The sequence below is a fragment of the Tunicatimonas pelagia genome (assembly GCF_030506325.1).
GTDB lineage: Bacteria > Bacteroidota > Bacteroidia > Cytophagales > Cyclobacteriaceae > Tunicatimonas > Tunicatimonas pelagia.
This window is the reverse complement of record NZ_CP120683.1, coordinates 3,274,954-3,299,107: the sequence shown is the minus strand read 5'-3', so window position 1 is coordinate 3,299,107 and position 24,154 is coordinate 3,274,954. Positions and strand designations below refer to the sequence as shown.

Below are 24,154 nucleotides of genomic sequence, written 5' to 3'. Positions count from 1 at the left end.
AAACAAAATGATGTATTTCAAAATAGCGATAGATTGTGTGATTATAGGGTATGATAGCCAGCTCAATGAGCTAAAAATTTTGCTCACCAAAAGGGTCAATATGCCTCAGAAGGGAGAGTGGGCTTTGCCCGGTGGGTTTATAAAAAAGACTGAAGGCTTTGAAGAAACTGCCTCATCCATTCTTCAGCGAGAAACAGGAATGGCGAATGTTTATCTGCGGCAACTAAAAGCGTACAGCTTGACCGATATCACTCAGGACAATAGAATTGCTTCAGTAGCCTATTATTCATTCATCAAATTTGAAGAGCTTACAGAATCAGGTCAGCAACAAACTTCAAGGTGGTTTCCTTTCAAAGAAGTTCCACCATTACCATTTGATCACAGCGAAAAAGTAGCTTTTGCCTCTGAGAAAATTAAGGAATTGGTAAAGCTAGAACCTATTGCTTATCATTTATTACCAACCAAATTTCCCTTAAATCAATTGCAAAGATTCTACGAAGCACTGTACAATATCAAAATAGATAACCGCAACTTCCGAAAGAAAATCCTGAAACTACCTTACATTGAGCGACTCGATGAACTTGAAAAGAACGTTTCGCACCGACCGGGGCATCTGTACCGATTCAACCCGGAAAAGTATCAGGAAAGTAGTAGCATATACTAACATAATCGCCTGATTTTTTGCCAATAGCGGGTTGTTGTTAGAAGGTAAAATTACTTGATGACTCGATTGTTATCAGTCATTGTACATTATCCACTGTCAACGGTTCATTGTTATTCATACTCACCCAACAGACGAAGGATGATCAGTATCTGCCCGGTATGGTAGGCAGTATGTTCAATAACCAGCAAAACTTCTCGTAGCAGCATCTGTCCCTCACCATGCGAGAGGGGTTTCATTAAGTTATTTTTAGGATTAGTAGTTAATTCAGCTAGTTCGCTTCTCTCTGAGAAATAGGCGTTGACAATGCGGTTCCATTGCTGCCAATCTTCCGGCTTTGTTTCACTCGGCCAGTAGTTGTCCGGCCATTTCACCGAAGCGTAGGTAGGGTTACGGCAGAACTCTAGAATATCGAGTTGCGTGTAGCGCAAATGATAGAACTGTTGCCACAAAGAATACGGTAAACCGTCCGGAACCATTCCGAGCTTATCAAAAGGAATATTATGAACGATAGTATCCAGGGGGACAAATGCCTCTCCGCCTTCTAAATGTTTTACGAGCTGCTGCCGTAGCTGAACGCTTGATGATAAATCCATAATTATGAAAACAAGTATAAATAGCTGTTGGATAGTAAAGTACGATTTACCCGGACTTATTCATACGTACTTTAAAACATTTGGTATCTTTCGGGTTATAGTTCAAACAAGTGTATTTTTTTAACAACGGTAACCTATGAACACTCGCGTATTAAATCAGATTGTAGCACTGGGAATTGTGGCCGGAATGCGTACAATGCTGGCTCCGGCTTTACTTAGTGGCAGTCTTAAGAATAGACGGCCTAAGCGATTGCGCCGAACAAACTTACGTTTTATGCAGTCCGGTTCAACGGCGAATATTTTAAAAGTGTTGGCTGCCGGAGAGCTGATTGGCGATAAGCTACCGATGACCCCTAGCCGAACTGACCCTACCGGACTGATAGGGCGAGGACTATCGGGAGCTTTGGTAGGAACTACGTTAGCCGTACTTTCGCGCGAAAATCGCTGGTTGGGAGGAAGCGTAGGAGCATCAAGCGCGTTGGCCTCGGCTTATACTTTTCACTATTTACGCAAGAAGCTATCGCAGGAAACAAAACTGCCCGATATGCTTTGGGCTGGTCTGGAAGACGTAGCAGCTATCAAACTAGGCAAAAGGAGGATTTAACAGCGAACAGTTAATAATGAATAATGACTGATGAGTAATGACTGATGAGTAATGATTGATGACTATCATTGTAAGCTAGTAACCAACCAGTGATTTAACAATAGAACAATAGATCCATTGAACCAGGTAAAAGTCGCAATCCCAATTTCATTTCATGAAATCTTCCTGATACATTTTACGAAGTTGTTGCTGTAACCCCTTTACGATCTCCTTATTTTCTGGCAGATCTACAATATTTACATTCTCTAACGAATCCTGCTGATGGTCGTACAGCATTCGGGCGTATACTTCACCATCGTCTTTGCTCCACTCGGTATAGCGGTAGCGGTCATTTTTCACGGTAAAGCCTTCGTGATACTTGCTGAATACATATTCTTTACCGGATGTATTAGGCTGAGAAAGTAGTGGAACCAAACTGGTACCTTCTAGTTGCTGCGGTTGGGCTAAGTTAGATAATTCACAGAGTGTAGGGTAAATATCGACAAATTCGGTGAGGGCTTCGGTGCGCTGCCCGGCGGGTAAACCGGGAGCTTTAATAAGTAGCGGAGCGCGAAGAGAAGTTTCAAAGTTGCAGTGTTTGCACCACAGCCCGTGTTCCTCCAGGTTCCAACCATGGTCGCCCCACAGCACCACAATCGTATTATCAGCCAAATCTAACTCTTCTAAGGTATCCAGTAATTTGCCAATCTGGGCATCGGTATAGCTAATGCAGGCGTGGTAACCGTGAACCATTAGCTTTGCCATACTTTCGTTTAGCGCGCCTTCAGGAGGAATTCCTGCGTAGTTCCTTAGTTCACCAAAGTTATGGATTGCAGCGTCCGGGGCGCTTTCCGGTGGAAATGGATTAGAAGCTTCAGGGAGATTTTGCGGATTGTACAAATCCCAGTATCGGGACGGTGCATTGAAGGGCAAATGCGGTTTTAGAAAGCCGACAGCTAAGAAAAATGGCTGATCTTGTTCCTTTAGGCGTTTTAAGTCAGCAATCGTTTTAGCCGCAATTTTTCCGTCGAAATAAGCTGTATCGGGTACATCAGCTTGCTCAAAGGCTGGGCCTTTTCCGTTACCGTGATCAATCGCAATCTGTTGAGCCGCTTCAGTCACATAGTTGCGCCAGTCATTGCTAGGGTCACGAGCTCGCCACGGTAACTCGCTCCAGCTTTCTAGCTTATCGTCCTGGTAGTGAAAAATCTTTCCGTTAGAAACAGTATAGTAACCATTATTTTTAAAGTGCTGCGGCAAGGTTACTGCTTCGGGAGCATCTTTATCCGCCCAAGTCTTGTAATTCAAAAACCGATTTCGATTCGGACGTAAACCCGTAAGTAGACTCGCCCGGGAAGCCCCGCATACCGGAATTTGACAATACGCCCGGTTAAATAATGTACCCTGCGAAGCCAGGCGGTCAATATTGGGCGAAATCACCGCCGTTTTTCCGTAACAGCCTAATTCAGGGCGCAGATCGTCTACCGCGATAAATAAGACATTTGGTTTGTCGGGGGCATTTTGAGCCTGAGTTGGTTTTTCTCGGATAGGTATTGAAAACAGCGAAGTGACTACCAAGAAGCTGAAGCAAAGGAAGTAATTCATAGAGGATAAATTACGAATTATAATTGAAAAGAAGAATGTGCTCAGGTGTTCACGTATTCATGAAAACTAATCAAGTTTAGGCATCTGAGCACCACAATGGAACGCTAATGCCTTCCCCTCACAAATGATAAAACAGCGAAAACGCCAGACTGCGGTTACGAAAGAACTCTAGTGAACTGGCACTAGCCAATCCATTGATAATACTGATAGAGAAGGAGGCATTGTCAAAGGGTTTATACACAACTCCGGCGGTGTAACAAACATCAATATTGCGATAATTTTCGCGAGAACTTTCAAAACCACCGCCAAGGTCTTGCTGTGCCCCAATCAGATAATTTACAGTAAATCCAGCGGTAAGTGATACTTGCTCTAGTAAGGCGTACTGCGCTACCAGGGGAAGCTCCAGATAGCTGAGCCGGATAATCTGAAAGATCAGATCGCGCTCCCCATGCCGACTCCCTTTGCCACTAAACACCATGCCACCCCGAACCAGCCAACTGCTATCCAGGGGTAAAGCTACGTGTGCCCCAATCCGTAGTCCCGGCTGGTTGTAACCAAATAGATCGTCACCATCAATTTGCGAAGCATTAATTCCTAACTCGGCATACGCCTGAAAACTTTGGGCGTAAACGATAGATGAAAAAGAAAGCGCACAGAGAAATAATCCGACGTATCGCATAACCGAAAGAAACCCGTAATTTTGAAGAAATAAAAGCGCAATGAGCACAATTTATAAAAACCTAACCTTAGGCGTTGTTGGCGGGGGGCAACTGGGCCGGATGCTGATTCAGGCGGCGATTGATCTGAATATTGATGTACACGTACTCGACCCCGATGCTAACGCTCCCTGTCGGGATATTGCTACTCAGTTTACCCAGGGTTCACTTACGGATGCCGATACCGTTTACAAATTCGCCCAAAACTGCGATGTAGTAACGATAGAGATAGAGAATGTGAGTACCGAGGCACTACGAAAGCTACAGGAAGAAGGAAAAAAAGTCTACCCTGAGCCTAACGTAATCGCACTCATTCAGGATAAGCGGGAACAAAAGCAGTTTTATCAGCAACACGGCATTCCCACGGCACCCTTCGTGCTCACCGAACAGCAAGCTGACTTAGAAAAATATCAGGATATGCTGCCTGCCGTGCAAAAACTGGGGCGAGCTGGGTATGATGGCCGAGGCGTGCAGAAAATCCAATCTCCCGAAGATATTTCTAAGGGGTTTGATCAGCCGGGGTTGTTAGAAAAGCTGATTAATTTTGAGAAAGAGTTAGCAGTAATTGTAGCGCGTAATTCATCGGGCGAGATCAAAGCGTTTCCGGTAACCGAGATGGTGTTTCATCCTGAGCATAATCTGGTAGAATATCTTTTTGCCCCGGCTAATATTAGCTCTGAGATTGCTCAGAAAGCCACCGATTTGGCGAAGCAGGTTATTGAAAAACTGAATATGACCGGACTGTTAGCAGTAGAATTATTCCTGACCCGAGATGGGGAAATTCTGGTGAATGAAGTGGCGCCTCGCCCGCACAACAGTGGTCACCATACTATTGAAGGCAATGCTATCTCTCAGTACGCTCAGCACTTGCGATCTATCTTAGATTTACCTCTGGGATCTACTGATACGCTTATTCCAGCTGCTATGGTGAATTTGTTGGGCGAAGATGGCTACACCGGAGAAGCCCAGTATCAGGGTTTGGATAAAGTGTTGGCAGTAGAAGGTATCAATGTGCATCTGTACGGAAAAAAACTGACCAAACCCTTCCGAAAGATGGGACACGTCACCATTTTAGATCAGAATCTAGATCAATTGAAAGAGAAAACGCAATTTGTTAAAGAACATTTAAAAGTAAGAGCATGAGCAAACCCCAAATTGGTATCATTATGGGCAGCAAATCTGACCTGCCCGTAATGCAAGAAGCCATCAAATTTCTGGAAGACCAAGAAATCCCTCACGAAGTAAGTATCGTCTCGGCTCACCGTACACCCCACCGAATGGTTCAGTACGCCGAAGGTGCCCGTAAGCGAGGTATTAAAGTGATTATAGCGGGAGCCGGTGGAGCAGCCCATCTACCTGGCATGGTGGCATCGCTAACCACGCTTCCCGTGATTGGAGTACCCATCAAATCTAGCAACTCCATTGACGGTTGGGACTCGGTGCTTTCCATTTTGCAGATGCCGGGTGGAGTGCCCGTAGCGACGGTTGCGCTAGACGGAGCCAAAAACGCGGGGATTCTAGCCGCCCAAATTCTGGGAGCCACTGATAAAGCAATTGCCAAAAAGCTGGATGCCTACAAAAAAGAGATGAAAGAAAAAGTAGAAGAATCAGCCGAGCAAGTAGAGAGCTACGGTTACCGAGGGAACAAAATCGGCTTTGGTACGTAATTTTTCCGTAGAGCAGTCGTTCATCACTTATACCTAATCTACGATTGAATACCGCTATTCCATCACACTTTTCTGAGAAAAAAAATAAGTTAAGCAGGTTCCTACAATTGCTGGGCGAGGTTAGTTTGTGCCAGAATGTGATTTACAGAGCTATCCGAAATACCTTTAAGCCCCATTTGACCTACTGGCTTACATTGATATTAGCAGTTGGTATTACTTCCTGCTCCTACGACCGAGAACGACAAGGCACCTCTCAACCCCAGAAAAAAGAATCGGCTCCGGCTCAAAAAGCTGCTGTAGAAGAGGCACCTAAAAGTACGTATGCTGCTTCGGTTTATCTGGAAAATTCGGGGAGCATGGATGGCTACGTGCGGGGGAATACTCAGTTTGAGGATGCTATCTACCGGATGCTAGTGGATGTAGGCTATTGGGCCGATACGCTGCAACTGTACTACATCAACTCCCAATCGATTCCTTATCAGCAAGATGTTTCCCAATTTATTAGTGATCTGGAACCTCAGGAGTTTCAGCAACGAGGGGGCAATCGGGGCAATAGCGATCTCAATGAGATTTTGCAAAAAGTGGCTAATCAGGCGAGTCAAGGTGAAGTGAGTGTGCTGGTATCGGACTTTATTTTTTCGGTAAAAGGTGGTAATACTGAAGATTTACTCAACAATCAAAAAATTAGTCTGTACAACACCTTTCGGCAGCAACTGGGACAATCGCCATTCGGTACCTTAATTATCAAATTGCAGTCTGAATTTAGCGGGAGCTACTACGATAAAAATGACCGCCCGATTTCACTCAGCAATACTATTCGCCCCTACTATATCTGGCTGATGGGGCCGGAAGAAGCCCTTCAGTCGCTCCAGCGTAAAGTCCGGTTTTCGGCATTAGATGGTTATCAAACTAGTTATTTTTTATCGACCAGTCGGGAAGGGAATGCGCCCTTTTATACCGTCCTCAGTAATACGATAACAACGGCCTCGTTCCGTACCGACCGGGATTATTCCTCAGCCGACTACGTGCGAGGTATCGAGAAAGTAGAAATGGGACGAAGAGGTGATAGCAAGAAACTAAGCTTCGCCGTAGCTATAGACTTAGCCTCCATTCCGGCTGAGGAAAGTTACGTAACAAGCCTTAGCAATTACTTGGTAGAAGGCTATCAGCTAGACTCTATCGTCAGCATCAGTGAAGTAGCCCGGATTCATCCTCGTGATCAGTCTTTGATAGAAGGAAAAGCCAGCCACGTATTGGTCGTCAGCACCGAGCAAACCAATTATCCCGATCTAACGATCTCTTTAGTAAAACAAACGCCCGCTTGGGTTTTAAATACTAGTTCTACGGATGACACCGGTATTCAGCGAAGCAGAACCCAGCAAACCCAAACTTTCGGATTACAATACCTGGTAGAAGGGATAGAAGAGGCTTATGAGCAGGTATTTGACAATCAGAAGGCTTATTTTACGGTTGAGGTTTCAGTTAAAAAGTAGGTTTTGGGTTTTAGGGATTGGGAGTTGATCTAATTAAAGTCCCAAAACCAAATAGGAAAAATATTTCAATTAGCCTCGGTATAATATGAACATACTGTCGGTAATCTTGTGTCTCATTTTCGCGGCTCTTGCCTTCTTGCATTTTAGCTGGGCGTTGGGTAACCAATGGGGTTTTAGTAGCATATTGCCTACCAATGAGCACGGAGAGAAAGTACTAAATCCGAGAGCAGTTGATTGTATCGTTATTGGCTTGGGATTAACCGTCTTTTCATTATTCTACTTGCTCCGAACGGAGATGGTTGAGGTGGGTATTCCCGAATGGATACTTAAATACGGAGGTTGGCTTATCCCAGCGATCTTTATCGTGCGGGCTATTGGGGATTTTAAGTACGTGGGTCTATTTAAAAAAATCAGACAAACCGAATTCGGAAAGCGGGATACTCAGTTCTACTCTCCCTTGTGTCTGATGATTGGAACAGTGGGGGTTATTATTCAGCTGATGTAGACCAGTCTGTAAAAATTTTGGCCCTGTTCGGCCTAGAGAAATGAGAGTAAAACTTTGACTATTTTCTTTGCGAGAATTTGAAAGCAAGAATGGCGGCTATAAGTGATATAACTAGATATATCCCGAGGGTGGGAACACCGAGGCTTATTGCAAATTTACTATGATCAATGGATAACGATAATCCGAGCATGATTATTAAGCTGAAGACGAAAACGGCAGTTGCTAATAGAGTAGAAACGGGAAGTGACAATTTAACTCGCATGTTTAGGGTTTTCAAGGTTATTCTATGAATATAATGAATAACTTGAAAAGATACAATACGCTGTAGACATCCCGCAGTAGACTGGCCTGTACTGACGATAAAGAACTAGTGTTATATGCTTCAGTATCGTTAATTATTTAAACCTTGCGTAGCGTATCTAAAGACTAATACCTAACTTCTAATCAATAATAATCAGGTGTATGAACGATTTTTTTGCTCCTCTTTACGAAGGCTGGGGAGCCTTTTATCTCGAAAATTTTTCCGACGACGTGTACAATGAGCAGTTGTATATTCCCATCGGTTGGACGCTGCTACTAACGGCACTAGGGTTAGTAGCAATCTATTACTACATCATCAATCACCCCCGTTTCAACCGCTGGTTTCACTGGCTGATCTACGTGTTAATTATTGGAGCAATTAACTTTGCGGTAGCCTACTTCATCAGCTATAACGAAATCAGCGTACTTTACGAAGAAGATCCTTACAGCTCAGAGTACTACACCTTTAGTTTGGTGAATTTTCTATGGGCACTAGCATTTTGCTTACTGTTTTCGTTCGGCATTCGCTGGTGGAGCACTAATAGCTCGACGACTCCTATTCCTCAGTAATATGAGCTTTATTCGAAAATATAATCGCATTGCCCTCGCTGTATTTATCACGATGGGAGTTATTGTATTCGGATATGCTCTCTATAATATCATCAAAGAGCTTTAGGGATACGAAAACTATGATGACAATACTTTATTGCCTAATGATAAAGCAAGTGAGTTGGCAAAACAAGGTCTTAGAAAACAGCTAGTTTCTTTAGAAGGAATTCAGTGGTTGGATACAGCAAAATCGTATTACTTTATTCCAGTGACTCAACTTAGCTTAGAAGAACCTGAGGTTGCAGCTGAAAGGCAATACCTGCATTCAGTTGAGAGTTATGCGGGAAATATAGGAGGTAACTTTAATAATATTTTGGTTTACCATTACCCTTCGGGAAGTTTGAAGCCAATATTTGACCGTAGAATTAATATATTTCAGTACCAAACTATCGCTTACGATAGTACGGCTGTCTTAATACTAATGGGCTGGACAAAGGATACTAATCAGGATGGTAAACTTTCGTACGACGATAATACACAGTTGTTTTACTACTCATTGGCTAATGACGAGCTTTACGAAGTTGATATGCTAGGGTTCCGGTACATAAGCCATGAGTTTTTATCCCCAGAGAAAGAACTGATAATCACAGTGCGGGAAGATACAAATAACGACGGAGAATTTAGCGATGAGCAGGATAGGACGATACTACTCAAACATTCTTTTGTAGATCACACAACTATCTCAATAGTAGATAAATTGCTGCTGGATCAATTACAGAAAATAATCGATGGCTGATAAAATTGAGGCAAGTCAGGATAGCTTAAAGTCGTATCGCGACTTTAAAAATGTAATGGATACTGCCCGAAAAGAGGGGCTTGAAGAAGGATTAAAAGAAGGGAAAAAGTCAGCAATGATCACTTTAGCCAAAACAATGAAGCAGGCGAGCGAACCTATCGAAAAAATTGCACAATATACCGGGCTAAGTACTCGAGAAATAGAAAACTTAAACCAGGATTAATAGGATTTAAATGGATAGTCAGGATTAGCCACAGGCATACCTTAGCATAGACTTTCCATTGTTCACTATCAATTATCAACTTATAACCTATGGCACGACTTTTTATTTTTGGTATTGGTGGTACTGGCGTTCGCGTAATCAAATCGCTCACCATGCTGTTGGCTTCAGGCGTGAAGATGAACGCTACCGAAGTGATTCCGATCATTGTCGACCCGCACCAGAGCAATCAGGACTTAAAGCGGACGCTAAATCTGCTGGAAGATTACCAAGCAGTACGCGATAAGCGTGATCCAGGTCACGAAGGGTTTTTCCAAACCAATATCAGCACCTTGCAAAGACTCACCGGAAGTCAGAGTATTGGTAGCACGTTCTCTTTTAAGCTGAAAAACGTGCAGAACGAGCAGTTCAAGGATTATATCAACTTCGGCAGCCTGAATAAGAAAAATAAGTCGTTGGTGAGCTTATTGTTTTCAGAGAAAAATCTGGCGACCGAAATGGACATCGGTTTCGTGGGAAATCCCAATATTGGGAGCGTAGTGCTCAATCAGTTTAAAGACTCCGGCGAGTTCGTCAACTTCGCATCCAACTTCTCGCAGAACGACCGGATTTTTATCATTAGTTCTATTTTTGGCGGTACCGGGGCAGCGGGCTTTCCTACCATCCTGAAAAATATTCGTAATGCTCAACCTCCTCTGCCGAATCATGAGTGGATTCGTAATGCCAAGGTGGGAGCGGTTACACTGCTACCTTACTTCGGGGTAGCTCCCGATCCGGCCAGTAAAATTGATAAAGCAACGTTTATTTCTAAGTCTAAAGCTGCTCTAGCCTACTACGAAACCAATGTGAGTGGTAACAATTCGGTGAACGCGCTCTACTATCTGGGCGATGATCGTACTAAAGACTATCCGAACGACCCGGGCGAACACGGTCAGCGCAATGATGCCCACTTTATGGAAGTAGCAGCGGCTCTTTCGGTGGTTGACTTTATGAATATGCCGGATGCGGCTTTAGGGTCGGAAAACGGACGAGCCGTACAACCGATTTATAAGGAGTTCGGTATCAAGCGCGATGAAGAATTGGTTAGCTTCACTCAACTGGGTGACGAAACCCAGGCGCAGATCAAAACTCCGCTTACGCAGTACTGGTACTTTTATCTGTACTTGCGCGATAAGCTGAGCCAAACCTTGGGCAAGCAGCCCTGGACTAATCGTAAAAAGCCTGCTGTTAACAAAGCCTTTACGCACGGCTCGTTTTATCAAAATCACCTCAGTCCGTTCAACGAACAGTTTGGCACTTGGTTGAAGGAATTACGCCAGAATAAACGAGCATTTGCCCCCTTTTCGCTAAGTGAAAAAACATCGTCAGGTCTGTTTGACACGGTGCGTGGTATTGAACCTCAGCGCCACTGGAGTCCGTTTGCCCGGGACAATTATGTGTTGTACGATGAGGAACTAAACCGAGCTGAACGAAACGTGGGTAGCCTCCCCGTAGAACAGAAGTTTATGCGTATCTTCTACAAAGCTACCAATGCGTTGGTAAACCGTAAGTTTGATTTCTAATCGAGAATGAGTGTTGATACTATTTAAAGTTCAATAGAAATGACTTTAGGTCATCAAAACATGGATTAGTAAAGTTCCAATACCCTTTCTTCGCGGCTAGACCCACACTTGAAACTACTTCAGGTTGGGTTGATAAATAAGCTTGAACTTTAGCTTTAGAAATATTGCGGATACTATTGGTGTCAACGCAATTGAAAAATTCATTCAAGCACTTCTCATTATCTTCATCTATAACCGAGGAGAGGCATAAATCTTCAAGCATACCCTTTTGAGTATTGTCAGGCATGATATAGACGCCAACAGATGGTGTAGAATCTGTGAAAGTACTTAAAGAATCAGGCTGAGTCAGACTGGCTTTATTTAGAGCACCAAGAATGCTTTTGAAAGCGTTTTCCACACTATCATCAGCATCTCGGATGATTCCAAATTTAACTACACTATTGAATCCTGGAGTTTTTGAGATAGCTGGTAGTATTAGACTAAAGTTATCTTTACCAGCAACATCTAAAACCTGAGTATTGGAAATATTAAGATGTTTGAAGAAGGCCTCAATGAAATTTTTTTCATCTCTTCCCTCAACAGCAATCAATTTTGAAGACGTGATATTCACTTTGGCTACTATCTAACCCCTAGTTCCAATTCTAATGAAGTACTTAACACTTCTGGATCATAAGAGACAGCTCTATGTTCATCTCTATCCTTCTCAACTCTATATAATCGGATGGAGTCTCTTTCAAACAGATCAATGTTACTAATGTAGGAGGAATTAAGAGCAGCAATACATTCTTCGGAATGAGTAGTTGCAAAAACTTGTACGTTATATTGCCTGGAAGCCTCGAGAATAGTACCCCATAAAACTTTTAACACTGAATAGTGAAAGCCATTTTCGATTTCATCTATAAAAACGATACCGTTCTTTATGCTTGCAATAGTCGTGACTATCGACAGGATTCTTCTAATTCCGTCTCCCATAATATTAATGGGAACTAGCTTATCTAATCCAATATCGCAATAAACGATACCATTAGCACCGAGCGATATGCCTGTTATTTTGGAGTCAACTTTTTGTAAAACAGATACCAAATTCTCGTCTTGTTTTTCAATAATCAGTTTATCTACTTTTTGGTCGATGTTCTGATAAATAGTACGTAGATTAACAAAAACTGCATTAATCTTCTCTTTATAATCATGAGGTTGCAAAACCTCAGTAGTTCTAGATAATGATATAATCTCTGCTGAATAATTTTCGCGCTTACTATGCTTTTCTTTAATTTCAAAATCTAAAACTAGTCCGTCAATAGTGGCAAATGAGGAAGACGTAAGACTATTACCAGCATCACTTAAATCAACCTTTAATTGATTTTTATCAACTATGCTCTGCTTTTGGTAGTGAGGTCTAATGTGTAATGTTCTTTCCTGGTTTTTTTCGTCGAGATATGCTTTTAAGACTATTAGTGTATCAAAGTTCAAATCTTTGAATAGAAGCCTAAAGTTTTTTTCATCAGGTTCATCTAAAATATCGCGAAAGCGATTGATGTTGACGGTCAATTGAGGATTAGAAACACCAACTAACAGAAATAAAGCTTCCAGGATAGATGTTTTTCCAGAATTATTTTTGCCAACAAGAAGGTTAATTCTCCTAAAATCATCTATATCAAGATCAGAAATGCCACGAAATCCTTGAATATGTGCCTTGGTGAAGTGCATAACTCAAATATTTTATATCAATTGCAAGTTAGAAAAATAGAGCTAATAAGAAATACGGAAAAAGATGCCCAAAGTACTAACCTATCATAACCTGACCAACGGCGAACACTGGTTTAAAGCGGATGCGTACGGTCGGCGACAAATCGATGCTATTAGCGATCCCGAAGGCGGAAATACGGAGCAACCGCCTACTTCTATTCCTAGCCCGTTTGCTCAGATTGACCTGGTGCGAACGGCTTTCCGAAACATTGTGAAGGATGAAGAACTGCGAGGAACGACGCTGGATCGCAAGCTAGTATCCGACTGTCTGGATGTAGCTGAACTGCTGTTCAATGCTGATTACATCAAAGGAAAACTACATATTGTGGCCTGGGATCCGGATACTGATTTAAAGAATCTATTACAATCCAGTAATGAGGCGCACCGCCGATTGGGTGAAGTACTAGAGTTGTACCTAAAGCAGGATGCAGATACGTACAACTTCGATGAGATTAAGCGACTGTATATCTTTTACTACGATTATAAGGTAGTGGGAGGAACTTCCCCGGCCTCTTTATTTTTTGCCTCGCCTAACGACTTAAGTTTTGTAGACGTCCCGCTGGATAAGAATAAACTATTTAGTGGCTCATACCCTCCTCTTTACGAGCGGAGTGAAGCCTTTCAGCTTTATTTCTATGGACTGCTGGAGTTTTTCCGGTCGGGTTCGGGCGGTACTTTTCGTAACTATTTTCCCGAGGTAGCAGAATATCTGGCGAAGAACTTAAAATTGCTGGATCGGAAGAACCCCAACTTGTACCAACGAATTAATGAGCTTAAGAATAAAGTCTCTTTTGAAGAACAGTTTGCTGAACTCGATACCGGAAGTGCGGGTGATACCGTAGAACTATTGGGCTATCCGCTTCGCAAGAAAAAAGTAGAACAAGGCTCAGTGGCGGAGCAGAGTGATTTTGTCATTCAGTCTAACAAATACCGGGAAGCCATAAAGCCGTTGGTACTGCAAAACCAGTTTAATAAACCCTATACTTACGTAAGTGAACCCTGGAATAACGATCAGGACGTACCCTATCATGTGGCCGAAACACTGGCGCAGCGTACTTTGCCGGGGCAGGTTATTCAGTACCCGTATCTAACAGTCAGCGATTTTTTAGAGCCCTATCTGATTAAGCTAGTCTATCCAATCAATCGAAGAAAATATTTTGATGGACACTGGGTTGGAGGGGAGCAGGATGCTGGCTACGTGCTGCCGATCAAACCTGTCTATTTTCAGTTCTTTGATTTAGCTGATTTGCAGGGAACAGTAGCCGGAGGAAAGAATACGATTGATATGGAACCGCTGGCGGCGGGGGGAGTGCGAGTAACCCTACGCATTCCGGTGAAGCAGGGTTTTGTAACCTTTGAGCGAATTTATACTCCAGGAGTGACCGAAGGTGAAGTACCACCGCCCGACGAAAGTCGTAATAAGGGTGTGATTGTAGAACATCAGTTTGGCGTAACGTTATATCCGTTTATCAAAACGGGAAAAAAAGTGGAAAATACGCATTATCGGGTGCAGCTTATTGACCGGGATGTGAGTCCGCATACCCGCCATTACCAGTACGATTTACAATTTTATCGCGAGAGCCAAGCGAAGCCTCTCGACCATCAGGCCGAAAAGCAGCGCAGCGATAAACGGGCTGATGATCGTGCTAGCACGCAGTACTACGTGTTGCAGCAGGAGTTTGATTATATGCAACTAAAAACGGGTATTGCTCAAGGAATTGTCATTCCCAAATTTCCAGCCTACAGCGGTGGTAACGATACCTATACTTTTGCGATTGACTTTGGGACCACCAACACCCATATTGAATATAAAGTGGGCAACGGTAATCCGCGTCCGTTCGACATCACCGAAGAAGATGTGCAGATTGCTACCCTACATGATCCGGCTTATGCTCAGGCAAACCGCGATTTTGGTGGCACCGGAGCTACCCTCATCAGCGACCTGATTCCGCAGGAATTTCTGCCGCGCTACATTGGGCAGCAGTTTGAGTTTCGTTTTCCGCAGCGTACCGTCATTGGTGAAAACCACAATCTGAACCTGAATACATCTACCTACGTGCTGTCGGATTTTAATATTCCGTTTGTTTACGAGAAGTATCCTGTTCAGAATAATACCCGGGTGACTACTGACCTGAAGTGGTCAAACTACACTCGTAACCAGGAAGATAAACGCCGGGTAGAAGCCTTCTTTGAAAACTTGCTCTTTCTGATTCGCTCAAAGGTACTGATGAATAACGGCGATCTGAAAAAGACTAAACTGATCTGGTTCTATCCATCCAGTATGCTACCCAATCGTCGTAATAGTCTGGAAGCTACTTGGCGGGATTTATACCATCGCTACATCACTGCCGAACGCGATCCCCAGAAACTTTCGGAAAGTATTGCGCCCTTTTACTTCTACAAAGAACGGTTGGGCAAAAGTGCAGCCGATAAACCATCTGTAGGTATCGATATTGGCGGTGGAACAACGGATATAGTCATTTTTCAGAATAACCAGCCGACAGTGCTTACCTCCTTCCGCTTTGCGGCTAACGCTATTTTTGGTGATAGTTTTCACGGTTCGGCGGCTATCAACGGCTTTATTCGTCGATACGCGGATGAAATAGGTCGGTTACTGCGGGAAAATCGACAAAACGAACTGCTACGGGTTTACAACGCTATTCTAGAAGAGCAACGTTCGCAGGATATTATCGCTTTTTTCTTTTCACTGGAAGAGAACAAACACATTAAAGAACAGCAAATCCCGATTTCATTCCACGCGATGCTCAAGGAAGACGAGGATTTCAAAATCGTCTTCATCGTCTTCTACACCGCGCTTATCTATCACTTAGCCAAACTGATGCGAGCGAAGGGGCTGGAAATGCCTCGCCATATTCTATTTAGTGGTCGGGGTTCTAAGGTGGTAAATATTGTTGATCCTAGTCCTCGGCTCAGCAGTCTGAGCGCATTAACTCGCCTAGTGTTCAAACATGTCTATCAAGATGAAGCCGATACGATCGAACTAGAACAGTATCCTGAGCCTAAGGAAATTACCTGCAAAGGTGGTCTGCTAAGTGATGTAGATGTAGATATTGATCGGATTAAAACGGTGCTGCTTGGTACAGGTGAAGGAGTGATGATTCCTGAACAGTCAGTAAAATACCCGGGTCTTACCGATGAAACGTTGCAGCAGGTATTAGGTGAGGTAAATGAATTTATGCAGTTGCTCTTCACCATTCATCAAGAATACAACTTTGCTCATCATTTCGGAGTGAATCCGTCGCACCTAAGTAGCTACCAAATGATGCTGAGAGAAGACTTGATGGAGTATCTGAAGTCAGGGCAGCAACTAAAGATGAAAGAACTCGCGGGTAACCAAGATGTAAATGTCGAAGAAACCCTGTTTTTCTACCCACTCACCGGAGCCCTAAACCGGATGGCATTCAAAATTGCTACCGAATTGACGGAAGAGTATAACTAGCTGCGACATTTTTCTGTATATTTAATTTTACAAAAGACAAATGTCCGAGCCATGTATACCGTCGATATTACCTCAGTGATGCCATTGTTAGGTTTTTCTCAGTCTTCTTATAGCTCAATGAGAAGTCAACAGACTCACTACTTAGATCCGCATATGCAGATGGTAGAACAAGGGCTAACGAAGGCTGCACTGCTATCGCTGAAAGAAGCAGTGGGGCTGAACTGGCAGCAGTTGGCTGAGATTCTGCACGTAACAGCGCGAACGCTACAGCGGTATCAAACCAATCAGGTCTTTCCTTCAGCACTTACGGAGCGGCTGTTGCGCTTGGCTGATGTATACGCCAAAGGTTACGAAGTATTTGAGGATAGAGCTATGTTTCAACAGTGGATGCAGGAACCGGTTCCGGCACTCGGTAATGTAGTTCCTTTATCACTACTGCATAGTATTTACGGTACTGATAAGATCATGCAAGAACTAGGTCGGATAGAGCACGGAATATTAGCTTAATGCTCAAAGTCTACCGAATTACTAAAGCCAAACACGGTCGTGACCTATCGGGTACGGGGGCGTATATTTATGGTGGGCGATGGAATACCCCAGCGATACATATGTTGTACACTGCTAATAGCGTGGCACTGGCTACTTTAGAGAGCCTAGCTCACTTGCGCCGAGGAATTACCGCTCAAAAGTTTGCGTTGGTTGAGCTAGGTTTACCCAATCAGGAGTATCCGTCAGTAGAAGGTTTTATGGAACTTCCGCCTGACTGGACAATACCTCCACCTTACGCAGAAGGGACTCGATCAGTAGGAAAGTCCGCTTGGTTTCAAGAATATTTAGCCATTCGGGTGCCGTCAGTTATCATGCAAAAGGACGAAAACTATTTGCTTAATCCGCTTCATCCGGATATGCAAGAAGTTGAAATTCTTTCGGTAGGAGACTACAATTTTGATCGACGATTACTATCATAAAGGCCAGTCTGACAGAATTAAAAAAAGAAACCAACAGCTTGTGAACTACCAATTATATGCAACAACTTACATTTTTAGGGAAAAATAGTGTGGCTTGGCAAGAAGTGCGGGAGCCTGTATTACAAAGCGAGCAAGAAGCGATTGTGCGTCCGTTTGCTGCTGCCCGTTGTGATGGGGACAGCTTTTTCCTCTTCCACGATTATCGTAAAGTAATGCCATTAGGAGTGAATCTGAATTATTTAGACCCCAAAGTGCTAGATGTATTTGGAAACCCTCCGCTACAGCCTCCGTTCGGCGTAGGGCACGAAGCTATTGGCGAGGTAACCGAAATAGGTTCGGCTGTCAAAAATGTGAGACGAGGCGATGTGGTAGTGGTGCCTTGGGCAATTTCCTGCGGTCATTGTAATCCTTGCCGAAGGCAATTACCCGCTAATTGTAGCAGAACTGATAAAAAAACGCTTGTTTCTGCCTACGGCTTTGGTGCGGGAATGGGCGATTTTGGAGGCATGGTCAGTGATAAAATTCGGGTTCCTTTTGCCGACGCTATGCTGGTGAAAATACCGGAAGGCGTTAACCCAATTCACTGCGCTTCCTTAAGCGACAATATTAGCGATGCGTACCGATCAGTAGGCCCACAGTTAGATAAATTTCCGGAGGCTCCCGTGCTTGTTTTTGGTGGAAATGCCAAGAGTATTGGGCTGTACGCCGCCGCACTGGCAGTAGCCAAAGGAAGCACTCAGGTAGACTATGTAGATGATAACCTAGAGCGATTGACAATTGCCGCCCGAGTAGGGGCTAATCCGATTGAACTAAGAAAAAAACAAAAGGTAAGTACACTCAGTGGCGTGTTAATAAAAGAAGGTTATCCAATTGTGGTAGATGCCAGTGGCTCCGTTACAAAATTAGCGTTTGGTATTCAAAACTTAGCTCCGGGGGGTACGGCTACCGGAGTAGCGTTTTACGTAAAGAAGAGAAATTCACTACCTTTGTGGGAGATGTACCTGAGGAGTGCTACCCTGCATGTTGGTATCTCGCATTCGCGCCGGGATATTCCCGATGTGTTTCCCTTAATCAAGAGCGGTAAATTTAAGCCGGAAAAAATCACCACTATGCTGGCAGATTGGTCGGATGCCCCGGAAGCTTATTTGGAACTATCTACCAAATTGATTATTCATCGCCAGCCACTTAATAATTCCAATTAAGCAAGCTGTTGAATTTCATACAAGTCACTCACGTTAATCGTCCCAACATAGTTGCACTGGAAGAGGGCGAATATCATGTTGTGCTTACTGCAATGCACGCTGACCATTTTGCTGATACTTTTGGTAGTGCCCCCCTTCATGATGTTCGCGCGATAGATACACTGAGAATATTGGCTAAATCGATAGCCGTACTATTAGATCCGATAAACTTCTCAGGTTCGTGACGTCACGAACCTCGGGGTAAATAATTATCAGAATAAGGTTTACTGCCCAATAAGAAAAACAAGTACGTAGCGTTGAGTCGACACAACCGAAAGGTATACAATACGTTTTTCAAGTTAGAACAGAATCGGCTATATTTACTATCCTGTTACCGATGCACACGCAGAAATTGGGTTACTTGGTATGAACAGTATGAAAAACGATAAGGAAAAATTGTACGTAGACTCTACCCTTGTAAAAGAGGGCTTCTTTACCGATGAAGAAGACTATGAGGAAACAATGGATGCAATATTTAGAGGGTTACGCGAAGCATCTGAAAAAATACTGCTAAAAGAAGCAAGCCGAAGAAACCTTCCTCTAAACCTGCCTGATTAATTAGCGAAGCTTGAATTAAATAGGTAATCTTTCTTATCGCTGCTACGCAATCTCACCACACCTCTGCGGGATTAGAAAATCTGAGAATATCTCGATTATCGAGAATCTACACAAACCAACCATGAGAATACTCCTAACCCTAACCTTACTACTTTGCTTACAATCGTCTATCCAAGCCACGGTTATTCGAGAGCAGTTTGCCCAAGCGGTAGACTACGTTGGCTGGCAAATTATGGATGCTTATATGCAAGATTACCTAAACATCCGACCCAACCAAACGGCTGAGCGAGCGGGGTATGAAGCTTTTCAGCAGGAATTTAGTCAAGCGAACTATAACATTGAGCAACCACCCAACAGCGAAGCGGTAGCTACTTTTCTGGAAGATAACGATTGGCGTAATGCCAGCACCAATCTGTACCGTCGGATTATTAGCATCAAGGAAATGTACCGCAATGAGTGGACAGAAGATGAGGCTATCGATTTCCTACAGCAACAAATCCGCAATATCAGCCTTCAGTCACTACGGGTGGCCAATGAAGACGACTATAATGAGTTAAAGCAAGTAAAGGCATTGCTGATTCAAGAAGTAAAGCAGTATCTCACGTCAGAATCACCGGCTCCTACTACGGAAGAATCTGAACCTGAGCAGCAAACAGTAACTGAGCAGGCTCCCTCTTTTATGAGTCCACCCACATCGGTAGTAGATCAGACCAGCGAAATAGTAAGTGAAAATTTAGCGTTTTTGGATAGCCCGTACTACAAACTAGCAGTTTTGGTCTTTATCGTGTTGCTGCTAGGTTTGCTGTGGTATACTTTGCGTTTGCTTCGGAAGCAAGATGCTCGCATTGATCGTCACACCAAACGAATTGAAGAGCTAACCGCCCGACAGTTCCAAAAAACCACTCCCTACGTTACCCGCGAAGAGGTAGCCCAATTGAAGAATCGGGTGAAGGAAGCTGAAGCTCAGGTAGCTTCATTACGGAAACACCTGCCTCAAAAAAAAGAAGCAGTAAAACCACGTTTTGGTCCGAATAACCCTCCGGCTCCGGTTATAAAATCCTATTACTTATCTACGCCCAATAGCGATGGTACTTTTCCGACGGGTTCTATGTCAGCTCAGTTCCGCCCATCAGCCTCCGTCTACCATTTTGAAGTATTGGAGCAAAACGGGGAGAACACGGCTACCTTTACCGTAGCTAATAATGCCGATGCCATGAAAGACGCTCTGAGTTCGCCGGGTAGCTATTTGGAACCCGTTTGTGAGAGTGAGAATTCCTACTTTCCGGGAGCGCAGCGCATTGTGAATGTGGAACCAGGAAAAGCAACCCGGGAAGGCGACCAATGGGTGGTAACTCCCGAAGATAAAGCTCTGATTCGTTATGAGTAATCTGGCTACATTTGAAACCATTCTGCTGCTTTTTTCTATCGGGGTACAAGGATGGTTCTTTTGGCAGGCGTGGCAGCAAATGGGAAAATTTGCCCAGTGGATACCCTCAGAAGATGCTATCAAAATAGTGCCTAAGCGTATTCCCCTTGCGGAACTGACCCAAACCAATACCGATCAATTACTGGAGCGATTTTATCAAGGAAAATTGCGCTTCGCCGAAGGCATCAGGCTACCGATGCTACAAGCTGAAAATTACAATTCGGCTGCTCGCTACCGATTGTTTTACGCGCTTAATCGCTACTTACTCAAAAGTCGGGGAGTAGTGCTAGACTTTGCCCTGATTCAAAATTTAGTAGCTCGACAGGAAATGCAAATTCGGCAAGGACTTAAGCAGCAAGCTTGGATTCCGCTATTGATTGGGGTAGGGTTCACTACGTTTGGTGTGGCTATTAGCCTATTCTTTCTACCGGATTTACCCGACAAAATTATTACCGATGCTGTTTATTTCAGCACTGCCTCTATTTTTTTCAGTGGAGCTAAAATTATTGTGCTAGCGACCATCATTGGTGCATTATTAAGTCTGATACTTTTGGGTTGGCAGCTACCAACTGTTCAGCGAAAAGCTCTTCAGCGGAAAAATGAATTTCTCACCCTGATTCAAACCGAATGGTTGCCTCAGCTAGCACAAGATACTACTCAGACCTTACAAACCCTGCAAGGGCAACTCAGTGGTTTTCAGCAGAATTTTATGGATAATCTAGCTACGTTGGAAGGGTTGCTCAGCAAAAATTACGAAACACTCAAGGCTCAGGAGAAGATTGCTCAGGCCTTACAAGAAATTGATATTATGGAATTAGCGAAGGCCAACTTGGAAGTGTTTCAGTCGCTAAACGAAAGTGCTAAGGAGCTGGCTCAATTTAAAGAGTATCTCGCTCAGACCAACCAAATGGTGGATAGCACATCTGGACTCACCGAGAAGCTCAATCAGTTTTTATACCGTACGCAGGAAGTAGAAAATGTACTGGGAGAAATTCGAGGAATTGCCCAAAAAAGCGAGAAGCTGCAAAACTTCTTACGCTCACATTTCACTGAATTAGAGCAGCGCAGCCAGGTAATTAATAATGCAGTGATCAAAGTAGACCATGTGCTGGATAAGAGCTTACAAGAACTACTGGAGCATACCCAAACCCGCATCCGTACCATTCGTGATCTGGCTACTCAGGAAGAAAATAGGCTACGAAAAGCTTTTGATGATAATCAGCACGCAGTGGGAAAGCTAGCCCTGATTGAGCCACTGAATAAAAACATTGAGACGCTAAAAGAGCAAAATAACCAGCAGCAATCGGCAATACTCGAACAATTAAAGCTGTTAAATCAACAAATTTCTTCAAATAAGTCAGGCCAGGGAACAGGTTTTTTTGAAAAACTTTGGAAAGGAGGATAATCTTCGGCACGAAAATCGTTATATTAGTAACGATGAGAAGTATTATTTGGTCCCTCGCTCTTGCCATGCTGCTCTCAGGTTGTCATAGTTGTTCTCGTTCGGCCCGAAAGCTTGACGCACAACGTACCTCTTTGCAAAGAATGGCCTCTACCGATGTAGCTCCTGATACAGTAGCTACCTACAGCCCTCCTATTTCGTCCACCGAAAGAAAGAAAAAATCCCTGACTGATATTGTAGAAATTGCCGAACCCAGCGTGTTTGTGGTTTATACCTATAACCGAAGTGGTAAACGCATTGGTCAGGGAACCGGGTTCTTTATTGAGAAAAACGGCATTGCCGTCAGTAACCATCACGTATTTGAAAAAGGCGAAAGCTGGAAGATTAAGACTTTCGCCGGGAACGAATTTGGGGTGAAGCGCATCGTTAAACAAAGCGAAAAGTACGACTACGTTATTTTTCAGGTGGAAGAAACTGAGAAGATACAACCACTTCCTTTATCGGCATCGTTACCTCGCAAGGGGGAAGATATTTTTGTGTTAGGCAATCCTAAAGGACTGGAAAGCACCGTTTCCCGAGGTATTGTTTCTTCTATCCGTAAGTACAAAGGCCAGCGCGATGCGCTCATTCAAATGGATGCCGCTATCTCCCCGGGTAGCAGTGGCAGCCCCGTTATGAACAGCAAAGGTGAAGTGGTAGGCATCGCTACCATGCAGGTAAAGCAGTGTGAGAACTGTAACTTCGCTTTTAATATAGCTTTGCTGCAAGATGACACTTCATTGTAGATAATGTATTTAAGTGTTATAATGTTAGTGTGTTCATGTTTTAAGTAAGTTCTTAGTCTCGTAATCCCGAACACCCTTCCACAGTAACTCGAGTACCTTAAAGCTTTTCCGCCACAATTTGAGCGTGGCGAGGGATAGACCGTAGCCAGACACTCCGCTTAGGTTGCAATCCTGCCTGCTGCTGCCACCGTCTAACTTCAAATTCTGAGTACGTACCGGCCTCACTGGTTGCTGCGAAAAACAGGTCAAATAAGCCTCCCAAATGATCTCCCGCTGCCGGAGTATCTATTCGGATAAAATCCTGAACAATGAAATACCCCCCCGGTTTTAGTGCTCGGGCTATTCGCTTGGCGAGAGCAGCGTTAGCGTCATCATCAAAATGATGCACTAAACTAGAGATGAAAACTATATCCCAAGTGGCTTCGCCCAAATCGTCAGTCAGCGCATTGCCAGCTTGGTGCACCACTTGGTTCCCCATCTTCTCTTCCGCCAAAATAGGTCTAGCGTATTCAACAGCTGCCGGCAAATCTAGAATAGTGGCCGCGAGCTGAGGGTACTTTCGGCACAACGCAACTGAATAAGAACCGTGTGCTCCGCCAATATCCAGCATTTGGGTGGCTCCCGGAGGCATAGGAGTACGCTGGGCTACTTCTTCTACCGAAATTCCGGCTACCGAGCGCATCCCGCGCTGATAAGCCTGCCACTGTTTACCATCCATATTATTATGATAGTCAAGAGGTGCTCCACTGTACAGATAGTCTTCGTAGTGCTCTACAAACTTCCATTCTAAAAACTGTAGTAGCATTTTATCGTGTAGCGAGCGCGGGCTATCTTTCAGCATCCACCGGCGAGCGAGAGAAGAAAGTTGGTAACGGTTATCTTTTAGCGTAACGTACTCTAAATGGACTAGGGTATTTAGCAGCGTACGCGTGGCCTTGGCATGGGTGGCGCATCTAGCTGCCACTTGGTCAGCCGTTTTCGGAGAATCAGCTAACGCCTCAAATATTCCCACCTTTACGCCTACCATAATAGTGCGAGCCATCATAAACGTCATATGGGTGTCGCATATTGGAGTAGGGGCTATTTTCAGCCAGACGGCCAGGCGTTCTAACCAGTTTTCGGGTACAGCCGAAATTTTCATATCGCTATATAAAGTAACTATATAAGTCGATAAGTCAGATGGTCTGCATTATGTTCATAAAATAGTATAGTACCGTAAGAATAGACCATAAATAAGCGTTTCGCTCAGCAATTTGGTAATCTGTGCCAAAGAAAAATACATGCACCAGAGTAGGGCAATCTTTGAAGAATAATA

25 protein-coding genes are annotated in these 24,154 nt (G+C 43.8%); 19 read left to right on the top strand and 6 right to left on the bottom strand.

The genetic code is table 11. From position 1 onward, the window contains the following. Positions 1-7: 7 nt before the first annotated feature. Positions 8-664, top strand: coding sequence for an NUDIX hydrolase (locus P0M28_RS14105; RefSeq protein WP_302210550.1), 657 nt, complete (start codon positions 8-10; stop codon positions 662-664). 110 nt (positions 665-774) lie between these two features. Here the strand turns inward: P0M28_RS14105 and P0M28_RS14100 are convergent, their stop codons facing one another. Then, the gene (locus P0M28_RS14100; protein WP_302210549.1) at positions 775-1,257 is read right to left on the bottom strand and encodes a DinB family protein; all 483 of its coding nucleotides are present in this window, start codon (positions 1,255-1,257) and stop codon (positions 775-777) included. A 136-nt stretch (positions 1,258-1,393) separates the two neighbouring features. Between P0M28_RS14100 and P0M28_RS14095 the strand changes: the two genes are divergently transcribed. Continuing rightward, positions 1,394-1,861 (top strand): DUF4126 family protein, encoded by a 468-nt coding sequence (locus tag P0M28_RS14095; RefSeq protein ID WP_302210548.1) that lies wholly within the window; start codon positions 1,394-1,396, stop codon positions 1,859-1,861. A 147-nt stretch (positions 1,862-2,008) separates the two neighbouring features. Here P0M28_RS14095 and P0M28_RS14090 read toward each other — a convergent pair whose 3' ends face one another. Together P0M28_RS14090 and P0M28_RS14085 are read right to left on the bottom strand one after the other, a co-directional pair. Beyond that, positions 2,009-3,445, bottom strand: coding sequence for a sulfatase (locus P0M28_RS14090; protein ID WP_302210546.1), 1,437 nt, complete (start codon positions 3,443-3,445; stop codon positions 2,009-2,011). Positions 3,446-3,563: 118 nt separating this feature from the next. Continuing rightward, positions 3,564-4,124, bottom strand: coding sequence for an outer membrane beta-barrel protein (locus tag P0M28_RS14085; RefSeq protein WP_302210544.1), 561 nt, complete (start codon positions 4,122-4,124; stop codon positions 3,564-3,566). Positions 4,125-4,164: 40 nt separating this feature from the next. Between P0M28_RS14085 and purK the strand changes: the two genes are divergently transcribed. From purK to P0M28_RS14045, 8 genes are all read left to right on the top strand, one after another. Then, positions 4,165-5,304, top strand: coding sequence for a 5-(carboxyamino)imidazole ribonucleotide synthase (gene purK / locus P0M28_RS14080; protein WP_302210543.1), 1,140 nt, complete (start codon positions 4,165-4,167; stop codon positions 5,302-5,304). Further along, complete coding sequence (gene purE, locus P0M28_RS14075; RefSeq protein WP_302210542.1) at positions 5,301-5,828, top strand: 5-(carboxyamino)imidazole ribonucleotide mutase; 528 nt, start codon at positions 5,301-5,303, stop codon at positions 5,826-5,828. The genes purK and purE overlap by 4 nt, the downstream gene beginning before the upstream one ends. Positions 5,829-5,965: 137 nt before the next feature. After that, the gene (locus P0M28_RS14070) at positions 5,966-7,321 is read left to right on the top strand and encodes a hypothetical protein (protein WP_302210541.1); all 1,356 of its coding nucleotides are present in this window, start codon (positions 5,966-5,968) and stop codon (positions 7,319-7,321) included. 85 nt (positions 7,322-7,406) lie between these two features. Continuing rightward, entirely contained in the window at positions 7,407-7,826 is a 420-nt protein-coding gene (locus P0M28_RS14065) for a DUF3995 domain-containing protein (protein ID WP_302210540.1), read from the top strand. Between the two features lie 462 nt (positions 7,827-8,288). After that, positions 8,289-8,696 carry a hypothetical protein gene (locus P0M28_RS14060; protein WP_302210539.1) on the top strand — a complete coding sequence of 136 codons (408 nt, stop codon included), beginning with the start codon at positions 8,289-8,291 and terminating at the stop codon, positions 8,694-8,696. A 160-nt stretch (positions 8,697-8,856) separates the two neighbouring features. After that, the gene (locus tag P0M28_RS14055; RefSeq protein ID WP_302210538.1) at positions 8,857-9,471 is read left to right on the top strand and encodes a hypothetical protein; all 615 of its coding nucleotides are present in this window, start codon (positions 8,857-8,859) and stop codon (positions 9,469-9,471) included. Beyond that, positions 9,464-9,694, top strand: coding sequence for a hypothetical protein (locus tag P0M28_RS14050; protein ID WP_302210537.1), 231 nt, complete (start codon positions 9,464-9,466; stop codon positions 9,692-9,694). The genes P0M28_RS14055 and P0M28_RS14050 overlap by 8 nt, the downstream gene beginning before the upstream one ends. Before the next feature lie 89 nt (positions 9,695-9,783). Continuing rightward, positions 9,784-11,253, top strand: coding sequence for a hypothetical protein (locus P0M28_RS14045; RefSeq protein WP_302210536.1), 1,470 nt, complete (start codon positions 9,784-9,786; stop codon positions 11,251-11,253). Positions 11,254-11,272: 19 nt separating this feature from the next. On the opposite strand, the gene P0M28_RS14040 is transcribed toward P0M28_RS14045, so the two are convergent. Then, positions 11,273-11,863: a DUF3226 domain-containing protein gene (locus P0M28_RS14040; RefSeq protein WP_302210535.1), complete on the bottom strand. Its 591-nt coding sequence runs from the start codon at positions 11,861-11,863 to the stop codon at positions 11,273-11,275. 8 nt (positions 11,864-11,871) lie between these two features. After that, positions 11,872-12,960 (bottom strand): AAA family ATPase, encoded by a 1,089-nt coding sequence (locus P0M28_RS14035; RefSeq protein ID WP_302210534.1) that lies wholly within the window; start codon positions 12,958-12,960, stop codon positions 11,872-11,874. 64 nt (positions 12,961-13,024) lie between these two features. Between P0M28_RS14035 and P0M28_RS14030 the strand changes: the two genes are divergently transcribed. The 9 genes from P0M28_RS14030 (at position 13,025) to P0M28_RS13990 (ending at position 22,839) form a co-directional block, all read left to right on the top strand. Next, positions 13,025-16,459, top strand: a complete 3,435-nt coding sequence (locus tag P0M28_RS14030) for an acetate and sugar kinases/Hsc70/actin family protein (protein WP_302210533.1) — start codon at positions 13,025-13,027, stop codon at positions 16,457-16,459. A gap of 51 nt (positions 16,460-16,510) precedes the next feature. Continuing rightward, positions 16,511-16,966: an Xre family toxin-antitoxin system antitoxin gene (locus tag P0M28_RS14025; RefSeq protein WP_302210532.1), complete on the top strand. Its 456-nt coding sequence runs from the start codon at positions 16,511-16,513 to the stop codon at positions 16,964-16,966. Then, on the top strand, positions 16,966-17,427 hold the full coding sequence (locus P0M28_RS14020) for an RES family NAD+ phosphorylase (protein ID WP_302210531.1): 462 nt from the start codon (positions 16,966-16,968) through the stop codon (positions 17,425-17,427). Before P0M28_RS14025 ends, P0M28_RS14020 begins: the two co-directional genes overlap by 1 nt. A 56-nt stretch (positions 17,428-17,483) precedes the next feature. Next, the gene (locus tag P0M28_RS14015; protein WP_302210530.1) at positions 17,484-18,629 is read left to right on the top strand and encodes an alcohol dehydrogenase catalytic domain-containing protein; all 1,146 of its coding nucleotides are present in this window, start codon (positions 17,484-17,486) and stop codon (positions 18,627-18,629) included. A gap of 8 nt (positions 18,630-18,637) precedes the next feature. Continuing rightward, complete coding sequence (locus P0M28_RS14010; protein ID WP_302210529.1) at positions 18,638-18,853, top strand: hypothetical protein; 216 nt, start codon at positions 18,638-18,640, stop codon at positions 18,851-18,853. Positions 18,854-19,043: 190 nt separating this feature from the next. Then, entirely contained in the window at positions 19,044-19,226 is a 183-nt protein-coding gene (locus tag P0M28_RS14005) for a hypothetical protein (RefSeq protein WP_302210528.1), read from the top strand. Positions 19,227-19,347: 121 nt separating this feature from the next. Further along, the gene (locus P0M28_RS14000) at positions 19,348-20,613 is read left to right on the top strand and encodes a hypothetical protein (protein ID WP_302210527.1); all 1,266 of its coding nucleotides are present in this window, start codon (positions 19,348-19,350) and stop codon (positions 20,611-20,613) included. Next, on the top strand, positions 20,606-22,057 hold the full coding sequence (locus P0M28_RS13995; RefSeq protein ID WP_302210526.1) for a hypothetical protein: 1,452 nt from the start codon (positions 20,606-20,608) through the stop codon (positions 22,055-22,057). Before P0M28_RS14000 ends, P0M28_RS13995 begins: the two co-directional genes overlap by 8 nt. 32 nt (positions 22,058-22,089) lie before the next feature. Then, a complete protein-coding gene (locus P0M28_RS13990; RefSeq protein ID WP_302210525.1) occupies positions 22,090-22,839 on the top strand; it encodes a S1 family peptidase in 750 nt (249 codons plus the stop codon). Between the two features lie 97 nt (positions 22,840-22,936). Here the strand turns inward: P0M28_RS13990 and P0M28_RS13985 are convergent, their stop codons facing one another. Next, positions 22,937-23,980 carry a methyltransferase gene (locus P0M28_RS13985; RefSeq protein WP_302210524.1) on the bottom strand — a complete coding sequence of 348 codons (1,044 nt, stop codon included), beginning with the start codon at positions 23,978-23,980 and terminating at the stop codon, positions 22,937-22,939. Positions 23,981-24,154 lie beyond the last annotated feature (174 nt).